The organism is Streptomyces sp. Q2 (genome assembly GCF_056820935.1).
This window is the reverse complement of the sequence record NZ_JBXEJE010000033.1, coordinates 70075-86731: the sequence shown is the minus strand read 5'-3', so window position 1 is coordinate 86731 and position 16657 is coordinate 70075. Positions and strand designations below refer to the sequence as shown.

General features: G+C 69.1%; 14 protein-coding genes and 1 pseudogene. 8 read left to right on the top strand and 7 right to left on the bottom strand.

The genetic code is table 11. From position 1 onward, the window contains the following. Nucleotides 1-801: 801 nt before the first annotated feature. The 5 genes from ACWBNA_RS32795 to ACWBNA_RS32775 form a co-directional block, all read right to left on the bottom strand. A complete protein-coding gene (locus ACWBNA_RS32795) occupies nt 802-1545 on the bottom strand; it encodes an NADPH-dependent F420 reductase (RefSeq protein ID WP_482708141.1) in 744 nt (247 codons plus the stop codon). 330 nt (nt 1546-1875) lie between these two features. After that, nucleotides 1876-2574 carry a nitroreductase gene (locus ACWBNA_RS32790; RefSeq protein WP_482708140.1) on the bottom strand — a complete coding sequence of 233 codons (699 nt, stop codon included), beginning with the start codon at nt 2572-2574 and terminating at the stop codon, nt 1876-1878. 274 nt (nt 2575-2848) lie between these two features. Continuing rightward, nucleotides 2849-3583: an NADPH-dependent F420 reductase gene (locus ACWBNA_RS32785; protein WP_482708139.1), complete on the bottom strand. Its 735-nt coding sequence runs from the start codon at nt 3581-3583 to the stop codon at nt 2849-2851. A 105-nt stretch (nt 3584-3688) separates the two neighbouring features. Further along, nucleotides 3689-4282, bottom strand: a complete 594-nt coding sequence (locus ACWBNA_RS32780) for a TetR/AcrR family transcriptional regulator (RefSeq protein WP_482708138.1) — start codon at nt 4280-4282, stop codon at nt 3689-3691. 202 nt (nt 4283-4484) lie between these two features. Then, nucleotides 4485-4961: a DUF6083 domain-containing protein gene (locus ACWBNA_RS32775; protein ID WP_482708137.1), complete on the bottom strand. Its 477-nt coding sequence runs from the start codon at nt 4959-4961 to the stop codon at nt 4485-4487. A gap of 303 nt (nt 4962-5264) precedes the next feature. Between ACWBNA_RS32775 and ACWBNA_RS32770 the strand changes: the two genes are divergently transcribed. From ACWBNA_RS32770 to ACWBNA_RS32740, 7 genes and pseudogenes are all read left to right on the top strand, one after another. Next, nucleotides 5265-5633 carry a hypothetical protein gene (locus ACWBNA_RS32770; protein WP_482708136.1) on the top strand — a complete coding sequence of 123 codons (369 nt, stop codon included), beginning with the start codon at nt 5265-5267 and terminating at the stop codon, nt 5631-5633. A gap of 47 nt (nt 5634-5680) precedes the next feature. Continuing rightward, nucleotides 5681-5911, top strand: a pseudogene (locus ACWBNA_RS32765) (transposase); the annotation flags it as partial. Between the two features lie 742 nt (nt 5912-6653). Beyond that, nucleotides 6654-7460, top strand: a complete 807-nt coding sequence (locus ACWBNA_RS32760; RefSeq protein WP_482708135.1) for a sensor histidine kinase — start codon at nt 6654-6656, stop codon at nt 7458-7460. Then, complete coding sequence (locus ACWBNA_RS32755) at nt 7457-8218, top strand: response regulator transcription factor (RefSeq protein WP_482708133.1); 762 nt, start codon at nt 7457-7459, stop codon at nt 8216-8218. Before ACWBNA_RS32760 ends, ACWBNA_RS32755 begins: the two co-directional genes overlap by 4 nt. A 118-nt stretch (nt 8219-8336) precedes the next feature. Then, nucleotides 8337-9407: an ABC transporter substrate-binding protein gene (locus tag ACWBNA_RS32750; protein ID WP_482708132.1), complete on the top strand. Its 1071-nt coding sequence runs from the start codon at nt 8337-8339 to the stop codon at nt 9405-9407. Further along, nucleotides 9404-11152 carry an ABC transporter permease gene (locus ACWBNA_RS32745; protein WP_482708131.1) on the top strand — a complete coding sequence of 583 codons (1749 nt, stop codon included), beginning with the start codon at nt 9404-9406 and terminating at the stop codon, nt 11150-11152. Before ACWBNA_RS32750 ends, ACWBNA_RS32745 begins: the two co-directional genes overlap by 4 nt. Then, nucleotides 11149-12279: an ABC transporter ATP-binding protein gene (locus ACWBNA_RS32740; protein ID WP_482708130.1), complete on the top strand. Its 1131-nt coding sequence runs from the start codon at nt 11149-11151 to the stop codon at nt 12277-12279. The genes ACWBNA_RS32745 and ACWBNA_RS32740 overlap by 4 nt, the downstream gene beginning before the upstream one ends. 657 nt (nt 12280-12936) lie before the next feature. Here ACWBNA_RS32740 and ACWBNA_RS32735 read toward each other — a convergent pair. Beyond that, nucleotides 12937-13926: an ornithine cyclodeaminase family protein gene (locus tag ACWBNA_RS32735; RefSeq protein ID WP_482708129.1), complete on the bottom strand. Its 990-nt coding sequence runs from the start codon at nt 13924-13926 to the stop codon at nt 12937-12939. Nucleotides 13927-13931: 5 nt separating this feature from the next. Further along, on the bottom strand, nt 13932-14228 hold the full coding sequence (locus ACWBNA_RS32730; protein WP_482708128.1) for a DUF6233 domain-containing protein: 297 nt from the start codon (nt 14226-14228) through the stop codon (nt 13932-13934). A gap of 1751 nt (nt 14229-15979) precedes the next feature. Here ACWBNA_RS32730 and ACWBNA_RS32725 point away from each other — a divergent pair. Continuing rightward, nucleotides 15980-16579: a hypothetical protein gene (locus tag ACWBNA_RS32725; protein ID WP_482708127.1), complete on the top strand. Its 600-nt coding sequence runs from the start codon at nt 15980-15982 to the stop codon at nt 16577-16579. Nucleotides 16580-16657 lie beyond the last annotated feature (78 nt).

Below are 16657 nucleotides of genomic sequence, written 5' to 3'. Positions count from 1 at the left end.
GGACGGTTTATCCATGGATCGGCGGTCCCTGCCTGGTGGAACGGTCCCTGAACCGCCCAGTGGATCTGGTCACTTCGGCGTCCACAGGGATCTGAACGGTTCAACCGCCCGGGGGCCCAAGCCCCTCGGCGACCCGCACAGGCGCACATCTGCCAGGCCGTTCCTGGTCGGTCGTCGGTGCGTCGCGTTGTCTGCTCGAGTGACATCGCGGAGGGCTTCGGGCTACCTGACCTGCACCTTCAGGTCACCAAAGGTGGCCGCCGACGGCCCCATGGCGGGAGGATCGGTGGTCCGGACGTGAGGGGATCGGCATTACACCGGTATTGCTCCAGGACCGACGGGGATTTTCCCCGTCGAGGGTGCCTTCCGCGCGCTGTAATTCCCCAGCGCGGTCGAGGCCGGTGACGGGGCGCCCGACGGCTGAGTGTGTGGTGGTCCAGTCGGTCGAGGGTGCCCTCGGCGGCGCTCCGCGCTGGCTTTGCGGCCACCCTGGACAGCCCTGACCAGCCTGAACGACGGTCTGGCTATCGGGCGGCCCGGGAACCCTGGCGGCATGGGAACGACGCTGGACCTGAACTCCGGGATCCCCATGGCCAATTACGCGGCGCTCCGAGATGGGGAATCACGTGGCGTCAGCCCTGGGGAAATACGCCGCCGTTCACACGGCCAGGCCGCTTGAGCCGGCTATAGCCAGTACGGAGGCGGATGAGGGCCACAAAGCCGACTGCGAGCTCACCAGGGACGGACGAGGGGGCGAGATACGGGCCTCTCACGGGTCACCGCGTCAGCTCCCGTCCCTGCTCACATGGAAATTGCGCGGTTCAGGCGGACAAGGTATTCCGCGTCTGGTTGCACGCCGGCCCCGAAGCGTTCCTGGACGACGGCGAGCCCGAGGTCGCGCCGCTTCGGTGATCGCGCCGCGTCGGCCGCCGCCAGTGCGTCCGGCAGCTCCTGACGGGTGAGATCCGTGCAGTAGGCGGGTGTGCCGGGCTGCTGCCGCCACGATTCCGCGAGCGGCCCCGCATCAAAGGCGTCGAACCCGGTGTCCTCAACGAGTGCCATTGCCAGGTCACGCTCTCGCGGACTGTCGGCCGCGACGGGGAGCGAGATGCGGTCCGCGCTTCCCGCCGGCTTGTTCCTGTGCGCGAACGACTCGGCTCCGATCGAGTTCCACGCTTTGACGATGGGCCGGCCCAGCTGCTCGGCAGCCCACACGCTCTCGGCCTGGCCGGCCCCGATGGCCGCGATTGCGTTGTCCCGATGCGGGAAGTAGTTCGACGTGTCGATGACAACCGTGTCAGCCGGCACCTTGGCGATCAGTGGTGCGACCTGCGGAATGCGGTCGAAGGGAATGGAGAGGATCACGGCGTCGACGTCCACTACGGCTTCCGCCGCTGTCACCGCGCGTCCGCCCGAGGCCAGCACGTCCGCCTCGATCGTCTCCGGGCCGCGCGAGTTGGCCGCCTTCACCTCGTGCCCGGCCGCGCTCAACCGCCTGGTCAACGTCTTGCCGATGTTCCCGGTGCCGAGAATGGCGATCTTCATGGTGAATCTCCTTGTCCGGAACGGAACCCCGGTTTCGGTGACCGGGGTTGCGGGGTTTGGTCCCTGCGGCGCGACCGGGGCTGCGGGCCGGCCGCGGACGCGGTGGTGCCAGTGGGTGATGACGACCTTGCCGAAGTGAGCGCCGCTCGCCAGGGCGGGCGAGGGGAGAGGGCGGACGGCCGGGGTGCGCACCGCAGCATGGGTACGGACTCCTGTCACTGCGGCTCGGTGGAGTCAGGGGATGCGAGTCGAGCGGGCGCCTGGGCCGGGGCCGGCCGAATGCCGGCCGGCCCGGGCCCAGGCGCCGGATGGTTCCTGCGGCCGGAGGAACTACTGCCTGTCGAGGACTCCCGGGGTGTCATGCAGGACCACGCTCCGCTGTAGTGGAACCCGCCCGGGGCGGAGCGCGTTCACCGGTGCCGCAGGGTCAGCCATGCCGAAGGAGATGCCGAACAGCAGCTTGAGCTCCGCGGGGACACCCAGGAACTCGCGGACCGTGCCGGCGTAGACGCCGAGTACGGTCTGCGGGATGCCGGCCAGCCCTCGGGCCGCCAGCGAGAGCAGGAAGTTCTGCGCGTACATGCCGATGTCGCCGGCCGTCCGCACCCCGTCTCCGAGCTCCGGCATGAACAGGAAGGCGGCATGGGGAGCACCGTAGAACTCCAGGTTTTCGCGGACCGCCGCACTCCTGCCGTCTCGGTCCGAGCGTTCCACGCCCCGGATCCGGTAGTGGCTCGCGCCCAGGGCCTGCGCCCGTTCGAAGTAGATGCCCTCGCCGTAGCCATCGGTGAAATCCGGGGAGGTCCGTCCCTCCTCCTCGGCCCGGAGCAGCTCCTTGCTCAGGGCGTCCCGCGCCGCACCCGAGACGACGTGCACCGTCCACGGCTGGGTGTTGCTGTTCGAGGGGGCCGTCTGGGCGTCTTCCAGTACGCCGCGGATGTGCGCAGGGGACAGGGCGGTGGGCAGGAACCGCCGGGGGGAGCGTCGGGAGTGTGCGATGTCGGTGAACGGTGATGCGGTGCTGGGCAAGGCGATTCCTCTCTATGGCGCGCAGTCACCGCCACGGCGGCCGCCGTGAAGCGCAGTACGGCAGGCCATGCAAAGAGGCAGCCGACGTCAGGGCAGGGTGCGGACGCACCCTGCGGGTACGGCAGCCTTGCGGATGCTCGCAGGCAGCGGCGTGCCGGGACGGCAGGCTGCAGCGCGGGGGACTGTGCGCTCTCCGTGTTCGTCTGGTGTGTTCGTGGCGTGCGGGCGCTGCCGCCCTCGTGCCGTTGGGTGCACGAGAGCCGCGTCGGGTGACTCAGCGGTGGGCGGCGCGGTTCATCTCGACGACGTCCGCCAGTGTGGCCGTGGCCGGGAGGGTGGCCAGGCGTTCCGGCACGCTGTCGCGGATGCGGGCGTCCTTGACGCGGTCGGCCGCGGCCAGGGCCGCCGGCAGGTCGTCGAGGCTCAGTTCGGTGCAGTAGGCGGGGCTGTTCGGCTGCTGGCGCCAGGAGTCGGCCAGTGTGCCGGCGTCGTAGGGGTCGAAGCCGGTGTCGTCCACGAGCTGCATGGCCACGCGCCGGGCCTCCTCAAAGTCGCCGGCGACCGGGATGGCGAGGCGGCCGGGGGTTCCGGCCGGAACCCCCTTGGTCCGCTGGGTCTCTGCCAGGGCGGCGTTCCACGCCTTGACCACGGGGCGCCCCAGCTGCTCGGCGTTCCACACGCTGTCGACCTCGCCGTTGTCCACGGCCTCGATCTGCCCGTTGAGGTGCGGATAGTAGTTCGAGGTGTCGATGACCACCGTCTCGGCGGGGACCGAGGCGAACAGGCCGGCCAGCTCTCCCGCCACTCCGAAGGGGATGGCCAGGACGATGACGTCCCGGCCCTGGACGGCGTCGGCGAGCTCCGCCGCGCGGGCCCCGCTCTCCAGGACCTCCGCCCGGACGGCTTCGGGGCCGCGGGCATCGGCCACCTGGACGTCGTGACCCGCCGTGCTGAGCTTGGCAGCGAGGTTCCCGCCGATGGCGCCGACGCCTATGACAGTAATTTTCATGATTTGTCCCTTGGAAGGTTGCACTGCCCCTGAGGGCAGCGCGATGTGATGGCTGTTGGGCGGTGCAGCCTGGCGTTGCGCGGTCGGGGCGGGGCGCCTGGCGGTTTATGCCTGGGTGTCCTGCTGGCGGTAGCCGCTCGCGATGAGCGTGCGGAGCCGGTCGAGCGACTCCTCCTGGGTGCCGGTGCCTTTGATCCATGCAATGGAGCAGGCCGCGAGGAACAGGTCGTTCCCCTGCACCGACGCGCGCACCTGCCCCGCGAGCTGCGCGGCTCGCACGTACCGGTCGGTGGCGGAGATGAGGATGTCGCAGGGGATGGTGAGCGGGTTGTCGGGCTCCTGTGCCCTGGCCGCGGCCATGAGTGGGTCCGGCAGCCCGCTGAAGGCGCTGAAGTATTCCTCCATCGCCCGCAGCCACTGCTCCAAGGCCTCGGCGGGGTCGCCGAGTTGCTCGATGTCCGCCTGGCGGGTCACGAGTTCCTCGGAGCGGGTCTGCAGCACGGCCGCCAGCAGTGCCTCGCGGGTGGGGAAGTGCCGGTACAGGGTGGCGGGTCCGACGCCCGCCTCCTTGGCCACCGCTTCGAGGGAGGTGCCGACCCCGTGCTGCAGGAAGTGACGCTGCGCGGTCTCCAGGAGGGCCGCGCGGTTGCGCTGAACGTCCGCGCGGGGCTTGCGTCCCCGCTGTTCACCGACGTTCATGCGCCCTCCTACCTGCCGTGATCTTGCGGCCGCGTCAAAGCGGATGCTGCCTCCGTACACGTTCGAGAGTAAAACGGAGGCGGCATCCGGTCAAATCGGCGGCCCGACCACGGAGCCCGGAAAGCGCAGCCGGCCGACGAGCCTGGCCGTAGAGCGCAGGACGGGAGCTGGCTATCGCCGCGCCCCCGCAACAGGGCCCCCGCTACGCGCCAGCCGTCTCGCCCACTGACGGCGGCTCCGGCAGTCGCGCTGGGTTGAACAACCGCTGCGCCTTACGGGCGTTCTCCTCCCGCACTGCCGTCAGCCACCGCCACAGGTCGACCGGCTCCAGCCCCGGACACGCCAGACGGTGCGCTATCCGGCACGCCACGCCCGGCGCCGGCTCGGCATCCCCCGCATTCCAGGCGACACCATTCCCGTCGACCATCCACCGCTCGCCCGGCGGCACAAAATGCGACGGCACGGCTTCCACGGGATCCAGCGGCTCGAGCAGCACCCACGCCTCCGAATACGTCGGGAACCGATCCGCTGTCAGTCCGCACTCCGGACAGACCGGCGGCGCCGGAGGGGCAGGAGCCGTCGCCCCCACACGCAAAGCCTCCGCCCGATCCTCGATCGCCTCGCGCTGATCCCAGTACGCCTTGTCGAACTCAACGGCCGCGTCGCCGAAATCCCCCATACCGACAGAGTCCGCAGGACAACAGCCCACCCGACAGGGCGCGAACCAGACGGGGCACCTGCGATCACACGGGCACGGAACGGCAGCCGAGACGACACGCGGCCACGACGGACGCACCCGACCCACCAGCGACGGCCGAGCAGGCGGTGTGGACGAAGCGCGCTACTCGCGCAGGACCACCTCATCCTGCGGCGTACCCTGCCAAAGCTGCCCGCAAGGGGGTCCACCTGCGGCTCTACGGATCACCCCGGCCCCGGAGTGCGCCTTCGCGCAGGCGGCACTCCGATCCGATAGCAATGAGGGATGGCCACCTGCTACACCCCGGCACTCCGTCTCCGTCGAGCGCTCGAGTACCAACACGGCGACGCCGACCAGTGGCCGCTCCCGATTCGAGCGGCAGCAGCACACCTCGCCGTCCTGGAATCCTTGATCGGCGACGCCTACGAGCCCGTCCTGCGCTGCGCAGTTGAGGCCATCTATCGAGAGATCGAGGAGCCCACTCCGTATGACTTTCTCCACGTCCGCCGCCAGCAGGCGTTCGAGCGACGATTCGGAGCCGGAGCAGACCAGCGCCTCGACCTTGCCTACACAACTCTGAACGCCCTCGAATCTCTGCTCGGTACAGCCGTCTACCAGACCGTCATCCGCAGCGCCTGGGAAGCCAGAAACTGAACCGTTCCGGGTTCGGTAGGGACTCGATCGTTTGAGAGGATCGAGTTATGGCACGTCCTTCCCAGTACCCCCTTGAGCTGCGCCGTCGTGCGGTGCGGATGGTCGCCGAGGTGCGGCCGGAGTACGACACCGAGTAAGCCGCGATGAAAGCGGTCGCCCAGAAGCTGGGCATCGGCACGACCGAGACGCTGCGCAAGTGGGTCCGGCAGGACCAGATCGACGCCGGGAGCCGTCCGGGCACGACGAGCGAGGAGTCGGGGGAGCTGAAGCAGCTGAAGCCACCCATCTTCGCCGCTCGGAGCCAGCCGGCGGCATGCGCGCTTTCCACTCCGGCAGCCTCAACTCCGAGGCAGCGGCAGAAGGAGTGGAACGGAGTGGACAGGTGCCCTGACGGCGCCGCCGTGGAAGGTCCCACCAAGCTCCGGCTGCGTCGGTCGGCCGTGTGCTTGCGCAGGGGGCATGCTGGTGATGACTGCAGTGGACCTCGCGGGCGTACGAAGAACTCAAGTGGTCACCTTTGATGCGTCGTCAGAGAATCAGTTTTCGGCTACTGCCGAGACGGCATCTCGCCAATGAGCTCATGGTGAAGGGCGCGGGCGGCTCAGGCCGCTGTCGTGAGGTGCGCGCGTAGGGCCTCGCAGTGCGGCTTGCGGAACGGGGTGCCGTGGTTCGGATGGACTGTGACGCGGAGCCGAGAACCGCAACGTGCCAGGAGCGGACAAGGCCGGATCGGCGCCGGATGAGGCCGGCCTGGGCGCCTCGAAGCCACGGTGCCTGAGCGGAATGATGTTGCGCGGACGGCTCCTTGGCACCAGCCGACTCCCGCGATCTCCAGCAGCTCATCCATGCCGTGGCCGGGCAGGCACTGACGGGGACCGTTCTCGAAGCGGGTCCCTGACCTGACGGTCCCCCGATATGTCGGGTAGCGAGCCGATTGTCGTAACGGTTGAGGCCATGGACAATGCACGGGACTTCCTCGCCACGCGCGCGGGGGGACCCGGTTTCTGAGGAGGACATGCCATGGTGACCGTCTGGTGGTTGCCACTGGCAGCGATCGGTGGTGCGGGCGCCGGTGCCCTGCTGACGTACCTCCGGACGCGCCGGACCGCCGCGGCCCGGGTGGCGGAGCTGGCTCAGCTGGAGCACATGGTGGAACGCCGGGCGGAGCAGGTGGCCGCGCTCAGCCACGAACTGCGTACACCGCTCAGCATGATCAAGGGCGCGGTGGACCTGCTGCGGGAAGGGACTCCGGGCCCGCTGACGTCGGCGCAGGAGCGCCTGCTGCAGGTCGCCGGCCATCAGTCCACGCAGGTCACCTCGCTGTGCGAGAGCCTGCTGATCCAGGCGAAGATCGAGGCGGGCCTGTTCACACCGCGCATGGAGAAGGTGGACGTGTCGGTCGTGGCACGGGACGTCGTCACCGCGATGCGGCCGCTGTGCGCTCAGCGCGAGCAGCGGATCAGCCTGGACGTGCCGCAGGTGATGCCACGGATCCCCGCGGATCCGATGCTGTTGACCCAGGCGCTGACGAACCTGCTGTCGAACGCGAGCCGGTTCACCACCATGGGCGGCAGCATCGACGTCCGGGTCGCGCTCATCGACACCGGCGTCGCGGTGTACGTCACCGATGACGGCGCCGGCATGACGCGGGCCGAGCGCCATCGCCTGTTCCACCGCTTCGCCACCGGGCGGCCCCTGGCCGACGGGACCGGCCTCGGTCTCGTGATCACGAAGACCGTCGTGGAGCTGCACGGGGGCGAGATCATGGTGCACACCGCGTCGACCCGCGGGACGACCTTCCTGCTGACCCTGCCCGACGCGTCATGACGGCCGAGGCACAGACGGCGGTGGGGCCGACCGCGTTGGTGGTCGACGACGAGCCGCAGATGACGATCATCATCGAGTTCGCCCTGGAGACGCAGGGATTCACGGTGCTCACCGCACACGACGGCGCCACCGCCCTGAATCTGCTGCGGACCCGCACCGTCGACCTGGTGGTGCTGGACGTGATGATGCCGGCGATGGACGGGCTCACGCTGTGCGAGCGGATAAGGGCCCGCTCGGACGTGCCGGTCATGCTGCTCACCGCGCTGTCCGGGCACGACGACGTCATCGCCGGTCTGGAGCACGGCGCCGACGACTACGTGACCAAGCCGTTTCATCCGCGCGAGGTCGCGCTGCGCGCCCAGGCCCTGGTACGACGTCACCGCCGGGGCAGCGACGCGGCGGTCCGCGTCGGCCGCCTGGTGATCGACCCGGTGGCGCAGTCGGCGACGCTCGGGCCCCACCGGCTGGACCTGCCGTTCACGGAGTTCAAACTGCTGACGCATCTGGCCTCCCGGCGGGGTGTGCCGCAGTCCTGGCAGGACCTCCTGCGGGAGGTGTGGGGCACCGCCGACCTGCTGGGCGGACGGGACGTGGTCAAGTCCACGGTGTACCGGCTGAGGTCGCGGCTTGCGGGAGTTCCGGGCGGCGCGGCGTACATCCGCACACTGCGCGGGGTCGGCTACCTGATGCCGGACCTTCCGGCGGACGCCGAGGAGAGCGGTCCCGCCGAGGAGCCGGACGGGCTGCCCGCTGGGTGACAGCGCTGTTACCGGGGATCACTCCGCCGTCACCGGCGCCCCGTTCACGCGCTCCTAATCTGGCCGAAACATCGCTCGGCCGAGCCGGTTCCGGCTCGAATATGCGGAGGTCAACGTCGTGACAAAGGGTAGACGGTCGCACCGCGGCGCAACACTGACGATGGCGCTGGCGGCTGTGCTGGTAGCTGCCGCAAGCGGATGCGCACGCGAGGCCGGTGAGGTCAGCGCCGACCAGGACGGCGGCGTGGTGCACGTCGCCTGCGGCGCGACCGAGGAGTGGTGCGCCGCCACCGCGAAGCAGTTCACCAAGACCACCGGGGTGAAGGCGGACTTCGTCCGCCTCTCCAGCGGCGAGGCACTGGCCAGGATCCAGGCCGGCAAGGGCAACGCCGAGTTCGACGTCTGGTACGGCGGGCCCGCCGACGGGTACGCCGCCGCGGGCGAGCAGGACCTGCTGCAGCCCTATGTGTCGGCGAACGCGAAGGCCATCCCCGCCAAGTACAAGGACGCCTCCGGCCTGTGGACCGGCGTCTACGTCGGCGCGCTGGGCTTCTGCAGCAACGGCAAGCTGCTGAAGGAGAAGGGCCTTACTGCCCCGAACTCCTGGGCCGACCTGCTCGATCCGAAGCTGAAGAAGGACATCGGCATCGCGCATCCGTCCACGTCGGGCACCGCCTACACGGCGTTGTGGACGCAGGTACAGCTGGCCGGCGGGGACGAGGACAAGGCGCTGAAGTACATGCGCCGGCTCCACCCGAACGTGCTGCAGTACACGAAGTCCGGTTCGGCGCCGGCGCAGATGACGGCGCGCGGCGAGGTCGCCGTCGGCGTCATCTTCTCCCACGACTGCATAGCCACCCAGGAGGCCGGCTTCCCCGACCTGGAGGTGACCTTCCCATCCGAGGGCACGGGCTACGAGACCGGCGGCGTCGCCCTGGTCAAGGGCGCGAAGAACCCCACCAGCGCCAGGAAGTTCGTCGACTGGGCGCTGACCCCCGAGGCGCAGGAGATCGGCGCCACGGTCAAGGCGTACCAGTTCCCGACCAACCCGGACGCCAAGGTGTCGGACAAGGTCGTGGACCTGGACAGCCTCAAGCTGGTGAACTACGACGCGGACGCGGCCGGAGCGGCCAAGGCGGCGCTGACCAAGCGGTTCGACGAAGACGTCGCGCAGGCGCCGAAGTCATGACCACGATGCTTTCCGGCCGCGAGCCGTCCACCGCGTCCGAGGTGGCGGCTCCGCGGCGGCGCCGCCGGGCCGACCTGGGTGTCCGGGTCCTGATCGCCGCCGTCACCCTGCTGGTGGTGATCGGCGCGGTCGTACCGCTGGTCGCGGTGCTCGCCACCGCCTTCGCACCCGACGCGTTGCCCCGTTACGCGGAGTTCTTCACGTCGTGGGTCGACCTCGCCGTCCTGCGCAACACCCTGGTGCTCGGCGCACTCGTCGGCCTCTGCGGTACCGCGCTCGGCTTCCTGTTCGCGTTCGTCCAGGCCAGGCTCGATGTGCCGGGGAAGAGGATCCTGCACGTCATCGCCCTGCTGCCGATCGTCAGCCCGCCCTTCGCGATCGCCACCGCAACGGTCGTGCTGTATGGCCGGCGCGGTGTCATCAGCAACGGTGTGTTCGGTATGGAGTACGACATCTACGGCCTGGACGGGCTGGTGTTCGTCCTGTCGCTGTCACTGTTCCCCGTGGCGTACCTGGGGCTGCTCGGCATGCTGCGCGGTCTGGACCCGGCGCTGGAGGAGGCGGCCATGAACATGGGCGCCTCCCGGTGGCGGATCCTGCGGACGGTCATCCTGCCGCTGGTGGCGCCCGGTCTGGTCGCGCCGTTCCTGCTCCTGTTCGTGGAGGCGATCGCCGACCTGGCCAACCCCCTGGTGCTCGGCGGTGATTACACCGTCCTCGCCGGCCGCGCCTATCTGGCGGTCACCGGCGAGTACGACATCACCGGCGCCGCGGTCTACTGCGTGATCCTGCTGGTGCCGTCGCTGGCGATCTACTTCGGGCAGAGACACTGGATGAACCGCAAGGTACGCACGACCATCACCGGCCGCCCCTCCGGCAGCGTCCACCTGATCACCGGCTGGGCACGGTGGCCGGTCTACGCGCTGGCGCTGCTGGCCGCCGCAGTGATCCTGAGCCTCTACGGCACGGTGATCGCCGGCTCGATGACCCGGGTGTTCGGAGTCGACAACACCTTCACGCTCGACTACCTCAAGGAGGTCGTCGCCGGCGTCGGGGTCGAGGCGGTGCTGGACACGCTCAGGTTCGCCGCCATCGCCACGCCCGTCGCGGGTCTCGTAGGTCTGGCCGTCGCCTGGCTGGTCGTGCGGCACCTGGACCGTACGGCCTGGCTGCTCGACCTCGGCGGCACGCTGGGCGTCGCCGTACCCGGCACCGTCCTGGGCATCGGCTTCGTGCTGGCCTACCGTCCGGACCGGTGGATCGGCCCGGTGCACGCCCTCCCCAGCCTGGTGGGAGGCAGCGCCGTCGCCGGCGGTGCGGTCGCCATCGTCCTGGCGTACATCGTCCGCAGCGTCCCGGCGGGCCAGCGCACCGCGGTGGGCTCGCTCACGCAACTGCACCCCTACATCGAGCAGGCGTCGACGGACCTGGGGGCGAGTCCGCTGCAGACCTTCCGCCGGGTGACCCTTCCGCTGATCCGGCCCGCGCTGCTCACCGGGCTGAGCTACAGCTTCGCCCGCAGCATGACCTCAGTGTCGACGATCGTCCTGCTGGTCACGCCCGAGACGAAGATCATCACGTCCCAGGTCCTCAGCGCCGCCGGCACGGGCCGGTACGGCGTCGCCTTCGCCTACTGCACCGTACTGACCGCACTGGTCCTGGCGGGCTTCGGGCTCATCCGTGTCCTCGTCGGCACCGGCGCCGCTCTGCAGCGCACCGCCACCTCCGAAAGGCAGAAGTCATGACCGCCGCCGCGCCCGAACTCATTCCCGCGCCACCGCGCGAGGCCGACAGCGGGCACCTGCGGCTCGACGCCCTGACCAAGCGGTTCACCGGCCGCTCCGGCACCGTGACCGCCGTGGACAGTGTCTCGCTCGACGTCGAGCCCGGGGAGTTCATCACCTTGCTCGGCCCATCCGGCTGCGGCAAGACGACCACCCTGCGCATGGTGGCCGGTTTCGAGGACTGTTCCCTCGGCAGCATCCTCCTCGACGGCGAGGCCATCGACGACATGCCGGCGCAACGCAGGCCCATGGCGATGGTGTTCCAGAGCTACGCGCTGTTCCCCCACATGACCGTGGCCGAAAACATCGCTTATGGGATGCGGCTGCAGCGGCGTACCCGCGACGACATCGCCACCAGCATGAGGATGGCCGTGACCAGCATGAACCTGGTCGGTCTGGAGGACCGCAGCCCGCACGAGCTGTCCGGCGGCCAGCAGCAGCGGGTCGCGCTCGCCCGCGCTTTGGTGGTGCAGCCGAAGGTACTGCTCTTCGACGAGCCGCTGTCCAACCTGGACGCGAAGCTGCGGGACGCGATGCGGGCGGAGATCCGGCGCATCCAGAAGATGTTCGGCATCACCAGCATCTATGTCACCCACGACCAGGACGAGGCGATGAGCATGTCCGACCGGATCGTGGTGATGAACAAGGGCAGGGTGGAGCAGGCCGCCACACCAGGTGAGATCTACGCTCGGCCGGCGAGCGTGTTCGTGGCCGACTTCATCGGCCGGGCGAACTTCCTGGAGGCGGTACCGGAGCGGGCCGGAGACGGCAGGGCCACCGTGACCGTGCTCGGTCGGCAACTCACTGTCGCCGCGCACCCCAGGGTCACTGCCGGCGCCACCGGCGCGTACCTGATGGTGCGCCCGGAGACGGCCCGGCTCTCCGCGATCACCGACGCGGGCACCGGAATCGGCGTGGTGCTGCGCTCCACGTTCCACGGCCCCACGATCGACTACGAGGTGGAGACGACCGGCGGCACCATCACGGTCACCGAGCCGGGCGTCGATCCACGGGAGGCACTGGCCGAAGGCACCAACGTCGATGTCTCCTTCGACCCGGACCGGGCCTACCTGCTCACCCAGGACTAGCCTCCGCCATTCGCCCGTAGTGGTGTTCCAGATGCTGCACGGACCCACGACAGCGCCGCCTGAGCCGCACACACCGACGTCTCCAGCCCTGCCCGGGGTGCCAGTCGGCCAGTGCCGCGGAGCACTTCGACACCAGGGCACGGCTACCCGCTCATGCGACACCACCGAGCTGTTCAGGAGTTCCACTCCTGTGCAGCGAACCCTGCCCTGGCAGCCGATCGCGACCCCTTGTCGAAGGCCGTCGATCAAGATCGAAAAGATGACGGCGGCTTACGCTGCTTCGGCGCTGAGGGTTCGTGCAACGGACCGGCGGGCTCAGGGCGGGCTGGTATGGCGGTCAGTGCCACGGTTGCCAGGACAGGGGCGAGTGCGGCGGTCAGCAGCAATCATGCGGGCGGGTGGTCGGTTGATCGGAGATGAAGGCATCCCCGCTGCGACCGCTTTTGCCCATGCCCTCGATGAGTTGAGGAGAGCGAGGGGGATGGGCGGCGCGGCCGCAGCCGGGGATCGGGGCGCCCACGTTGGTGTTGCTCGCCCGGCGGGGTCGCCGCTGGCGGCGTATACGTGAATGTGCTCAACCGAGTACGGGCGAATGTGCTCAGGAGACGGACTGTGTGTTGCCGATCCAGCCGCGGTGAGCGCTTGCTGGTGGGTGCGTCACCGCAGGGTGATGTCCTCGCCGATGGACTGCGCGCGGGCGGAGGCGACAACCAGGGCGGTGGCCGCGGCGTCCTGCGCTGCCACGCCGACCGACTTGTAGAGGGTGATCTGGTCTGGTGTGGTGCGCCCGGGTCTGCTGCCGGCGATGAGCTCGCCGAGCTCGGCGTGCACGTGATCAGCTGTGATGAGGCCGTCGCGGATCGGCATGAGCAGGTCGTTGCTGCCCGCGGGAAACGGGGCAAGCACGGCCTGGCGGGATTCGACGCACACCAGTGCCTCGGTGACCGTGGCGTCGTCGATCTCGCGGCCGGCCGGGTTGTACCCCACGGACGTGATGTGCACCCCGGGTGTCAGCAAGGAACGGCGGATCACGGGTTCGACGGCATGCGTCGTCGCGGCGGCGATATCCGCGCCGTCGAGTGCCTCGGCGTAGCTGGACACGGCCTGGACTTCGCCCTCCAGCAGGGCTGAGAGTTCCTCGGCCAGGGCAGCGGCCTTCGCCGGATCCCGGCCGGCGATGCGGATCTGCCGGATCGGGCGGACCCGACAGATCGCGCGGGCGTGGGACCGGGCCTGCACGCCGGTGCCCAGCACTGCCAGCACTGTCGCGTCCTCGCGGGCCAGCAGGCGTGCCGACAGCGCGGAGCAGGCGCCGGTCCGCGCTGCGGTGATGGCCGTACCGTCCAGCAGCGCAGCGGGCTCACCGGTGTCCGGATCGAACGCCACGATCAGCGCCTGATGCGTAGGCAGCCGTGCCCCGTCGTTGTGCGGGAAGAGTGACACCAGCTTGGTCATGAGCACCCCGGCCGACGGGAGGAAGCCCGGCATGGCCGCAAGGAATCCATCGCGTTCGGGTACCAGGGCGGCGACGCGGTCGGGCACCGAGGCACGGCCGGCGCTGAGGTCTGCCATCGCCGCGGCCAGGGCATCGATCAGCGAATCCACGTCGAGCAGGGCCTCGACCTGTGAGCGGCCCAGAACAAGCATGCGCCTCAACCTCCTGATGTCGGTCGTCCGGCCGGCGACCGCACAGCCAAAGCCTCAACCGCAGCCCCGTTGCCCCGGCTACGACACGCCGTCCTGCCTGAGCACGTTCTTCCGTACGCGCCTGAGCACATCAGCGTGTACGCCGACAGCCGCGCCAGGGCCGCCGGTGCGAACGGCAGGCGATCCAAGTCGAGGATGTGGAGCTGGACGTCCGGCTGGCAGTGGTTGCAGGCGCGCAGTCCGACGGTGAGCAGTCGGCGGGCTTCGGTGTGGTCGACGGGGCGGCGGCGCTTGCTTGTCATGTGGCAGTCGCCGGCATGGATCTGCACGGGCGGGCGGGCGGCCGGTGCCGATGCCGGTGCCGAGTTCGACGATCCACTCCGGCGGTTGCGGGCGGTGACGCCTGCTGCGTTCCTCTTCGGTCTGCCCCTGCCACACGACTGCGATCTTGCGGTCGATGCGCGTCAGCCACATCGCGTGCCGTACCCGCAGAGTCTGCAGGCGCTCCAGGTCGGGCGCCAGGTCTCGAACACACTGACGTCGGCCGCGGCGAGGCCGCCCCAGAACCCGTGGCGGCTGTGGCCCCGGCGGTTCACGCACCTACCCGTCGCCGCGGTCCGGTGCGACTGTGTCGGCAAGGACCACAAGGCCACCCTCATGGGGGGCTTCGGTGACGGTGCGGCCCTGCTGGACCAGCAGCCCTGTTACTGCGGCCTGCACGAGCACTCTCATGCTGTTGTCGCTCCCAGCGCGTCCGGCTTGGTCACGGGCCAGCGAGGTGAACCCGTCCGAAGCCGTCCAGCTGACCAAAGCGCCCGCAGGCACCTCGATCACACGCAGCCCCGGGACACCGGTGTCCGCGTCGACCAGCACAAAGCCAGCTTGAACCAGGGCAGAACTCACCTGCGAGACGAGCTCAGCAGGTGCATACGACACCAGAGCCGCCTGCCCGCAAGAACGCAGATCATGTCACCGAATTCTCATGACGCTCACGGACGCCAGGGCGACCGAGCGACAACAAAACTCGCGGTCCTCGTTCACGCGGACGCGTGGCAAGTGACTCCCGAATTCGCCCCCACATGACATCTACGAAAAGTGGCATAGCCAGGCGGGTGGCACAGTCCTCCACGAGAACCGGAGCACGACCTCTCCCACGGCCCCGAACGTGTCATCCCAACTGCATTAATCACGGCTTATTTTCGGGCGACTTCACCTGGTGTCTGGAGAAGCTCGGCTGTCACGCGCGACGGACCGTTCGGAAGGGGTGGCTTTCGCACGATCGTTGAACCATGCCCGAGATTGTCGACAAGCAGCCCTCCAGCGGAGAGGGCCCCCCGCCGCAGGTTGTCTGCTGCTTCTCGTACTGGTGGCGGACGTGGCCGCCGGGTTGTTGGTCGTCATCGTGCTCGCCGTACGGGCCTGGGCCGGATGGACAACAACGCCGGACAGACAACGACCAGCGTGCCACCCCTGGACTGGGCGCCAGTTATGGGATTCGGCGCCCTGACTCTGACGGTCGGCGTAACGGCCGTAGTGCTGCTGCGGATCGGGCACCGAGTTATCGGGGCGGTGCAGCTGACGCTCTGCGTTTTCCTGGCAGTCCACACACTGGGGTCCTGGCCCTGACCCAGGTGTAGTCGGAGGGCTGTGCAACTGAGCGCTGCTCACTTACACAGCCACCGAAGGCGCCTTGGAATCAACGGATCTGACAGAGGAACCGAGGTTGGAAAACGCTCAGTCATAGTGGCGAAGACGGACTGGAAGGGGAGGGCTGGCGGGTGCAGGAGTATCTGCGGGTGATGCTGGTTCTGCGGAGCGTGGTGACGAGCCCTCTGTGGCGTGCCGTTGGGCGGCTGGTCATCCACAGCGCAGCTCCGGCTCCGATGGTCCGTCTCCGGCCGGCGTACAGCGACAGCCGTTCGGCGTCACTCCCGGATCCGGCTTTCCGCCGTCGGTTGTGTACACATCCCTCGATCGTTACCGTGACCGCATGACAGGTCGGGGGATGCGGTGGGTGGGGCTGGCCGGTGGGTTGGTGGCGTCGCTGGCTGCGATGTCCAGCGTGGTGTTGCCGTGGGCGAGGGGCGGCGAACGCTCATTTCCAGGCGTGGATGCAGGTGATCGCCTGGAGCCGTACGTCAGCGCCGCGATCCACCCGGTGGTGCAGTTCTACCTGGTTCCCGCGTTCGCGTGGTCGTGGGTCGCCTTCCTGCTGGCAACGACAGTGGGAGTACGGGCGCCCTGGGCTCGGTTCGTGGCTGCTGCCGTCGCGTTGTTGCCCATGGCCCTACTGGGCTTGGGGATAGTGGCAGCTTCTGATCCTGGGCCCCAGGCCGAGGCGTATGAGGTGCGGTCACAATGGATATGTGCCGCTGTGACCGCCGTGCTGCTGCTCCTGATCCTGGCCGCGGTGGTTGCCCTGTTGCGCCGCGTGTACCGGATCTATCACTGGTTCGTCGTCATGTTCCTCGTTGGGCTTGGGGCCCTGCACCTTGTTGCGATCGGTCTCCTTGCGGCCACGCTGCACTCTGATGTGCAGGTCACCGGCTTCGCATGGCTGCCTGGTTTCGGATACATCCTGGCGGGCGTCTTCGCCGCTGTCGGGACACGTGGAGCGGCCGCGTTGGCTGAGGAAGATCGGCTTCAGCCGTGAAGCGACCTTGCCCCTTGGACGGCCTGGTCGGACAGGATTCCTGACTGGGCGATCGCGCGAGGACCGGTGTCCCGGCCG

Bases quoted from the DNA above. Each gene is read 5' to 3' on its own strand.
- ACWBNA_RS32780 (WP_482708138.1), bottom strand. From the start codon at position 4,282: ATGAACGTCGGTGAACAGCGGGGACGCAAGCCCCGCGCGGACGTTCAG.
- ACWBNA_RS32795 (WP_482708141.1), bottom strand. From the start codon at position 1,545: ATGAAGATCGCCATTCTCGGCACCGGGAACATCGGCAAGACGTTGACC.
- ACWBNA_RS32745 (WP_482708131.1), top strand. From the start codon at position 9,404: ATGACCACGATGCTTTCCGGCCGCGAGCCGTCCACCGCGTCCGAGGTG.
- ACWBNA_RS32735 (WP_482708129.1), bottom strand. From the start codon at position 13,926: ATGCTTGTTCTGGGCCGCTCACAGGTCGAGGCCCTGCTCGACGTGGAT.
- ACWBNA_RS32770 (WP_482708136.1), top strand. From the start codon at position 5,265: ATGGCCACCTGCTACACCCCGGCACTCCGTCTCCGTCGAGCGCTCGAG.
- ACWBNA_RS32730 (WP_482708128.1), bottom strand. From the start codon at position 14,228: ATGACAAGCAAGCGCCGCCGCCCCGTCGACCACACCGAAGCCCGCCGA.
- ACWBNA_RS32785 (WP_482708139.1), bottom strand. From the start codon at position 3,583: ATGAAAATTACTGTCATAGGCGTCGGCGCCATCGGCGGGAACCTCGCT.
- ACWBNA_RS32760 (WP_482708135.1), top strand. From the start codon at position 6,654: ATGGTGACCGTCTGGTGGTTGCCACTGGCAGCGATCGGTGGTGCGGGC.
- ACWBNA_RS32740 (WP_482708130.1), top strand. From the start codon at position 11,149: ATGACCGCCGCCGCGCCCGAACTCATTCCCGCGCCACCGCGCGAGGCC.
- ACWBNA_RS32725 (WP_482708127.1), top strand. From the start codon at position 15,980: ATGTCCAGCGTGGTGTTGCCGTGGGCGAGGGGCGGCGAACGCTCATTT.
- ACWBNA_RS32775 (WP_482708137.1), bottom strand. From the start codon at position 4,961: ATGGGGGATTTCGGCGACGCGGCCGTTGAGTTCGACAAGGCGTACTGG.
- ACWBNA_RS32755 (WP_482708133.1), top strand. From the start codon at position 7,457: ATGACGGCCGAGGCACAGACGGCGGTGGGGCCGACCGCGTTGGTGGTC.